Source organism: Blautia sp. RTP21359st1_E11_RTP21359_211015 (assembly GCF_040910705.1).
In the GTDB taxonomy this organism is placed as follows: Bacteria; Bacillota; Clostridia; order Lachnospirales; family Lachnospiraceae; genus Blautia_A; species Blautia_A fusiformis.
In genome coordinates, this window is the sequence record NZ_JBDGAB010000119.1 from 1 (window position 1) to 1,567 (window position 1,567).

The 1,567-nt window shown below is 61.5% G+C and carries 2 rRNA genes; both read left to right on the plus strand.

The features are described from left to right. Window positions 1-525 (plus strand): 16S ribosomal RNA (locus AB5026_RS18925); the annotation flags it as partial. Window positions 526-925: 400 nt separating this feature from the next. Next, window positions 926-1,567 (plus strand): 23S ribosomal RNA (locus AB5026_RS18930); the annotation flags it as partial.

Here is a 1,567-nt window from a genome sequence, read left to right on the forward strand (position 1 = left end):
AGATGTGTATAAGAGGCAGGCCCATACAGGTGGTGCATGGCTGTCGTCAGCTCGTGTCGTGAGATGTTGGGTTAAGTCCCGCAACGAGCGCAACCCCCGCCGCGTGTTGCCATCGGGTGATGCCGGGAACCCACGCGGGACCGCCGCCGTCAAGGCGGAGGAGGGCGGGGACGACGTCAAGTCATCATGCCCCTTATGCCCTGGGCTGCACACGTGCTACAATGGCCGGTACAGAGGGATGCCACCCCGCGAGGGGGAGCGGATCCCGGAAAGCCGGCCCCAGTTCGGATTGGGGGCTGCAACCCGCCCCCATGAAGTCGGAGTTGCTAGTAATCGCGGATCAGCATGCCGCGGTGAATGCGTTCCCGGGCCTTGTACACACCGCCCGTCACACCACCCGAGTCGTCTGCACCCGAAGTCGCCGGCCCAACCGCAAGGGGGGAGGCGCCGAAGGTGTGGAGGGTGAGGGGGGTGAAGTCGTAACAAGGTAGCCGTACCGGAAGGTGCGGCTGGATCACCTCCTTTCTAGGGAGATAAATCTTCTAGAGAGAAAACACTTTAACTCGAATAGAGGGCAGGAGCCCGTCCGGTTGATGTCGCCCGGAGTAAGTCCCCGCAGCACCCGGTCCCCGGGGTCGCACCCGCGTACCTTGAGAGCCGCATAGCGATAGGAGAGAGATGGAAGATCCAATTCTTCCAGACTCGATTCTTTTCTGCGATTTATCAGACAGAATGATAGCAATCATTCATCCGATCCAAACAAGAAGAATTCACTTATATATGAGTGAGGAGCATCTGATCGCGAGCACAGTTCAACTACTGTGCCGCGGTATGAGATACCCGAATTGCGACATACGAGCGCTATTCATGATATCGATTAATTTATTTTAGCGACACGTGGATATCCCGCGGGCCCGATGCGGTCCCGCAAGATACCACGGGCGCACGGCGGATGCCTTGGCACAGGGAGCCGATGAAGGACGCGGCAAGCTGCGATAATCCCCGGCGAGGAGCACACATCCTTCGACCCGGGGGTCTCCGAATGGGCGAACCCATGCACAGCAGTGTGCATATCCCCCCGCTGAACACATAGGCGGGGGGAGGACAACCCGGGGAACTGAAACATCTAAGTACCCGGAGGAGAGGAAATCAATCTCGAGACTCCCCGAGTAGCGGCGAGCGAAAGGGGACCGATGGCCAAACCGTCGAGCGGGCATACCCGGCAGGGGTTCCGCCGACGGGGTTGCAGGGCCGCGCATCCGGGGGCTGCCGCCCCCGGGCGCAGGTCCGGCTGGGGAGCGGAACGGCATGGGAGGGCCGGCCGCAGCGGGTGACAGCCCCGTACGCGAACCCAGACCGGACGGCGCGACGCGGTCCCTGAGTAGGGCCGGGCACGTGAAACCCGGTCCGAACCTGGGTGGACCACCATCCAAGCCTGAGTACTACCCTGTGACCGATAGCGCACCAGTACCGTGAGGGAAAGGTGAAAAGCACCCCGGGAGGGGAGTGAAACAGTACCTGAAACCGTGCGCCCACGAGCAGTCGGAGCACCTTTATGGTGTGACGG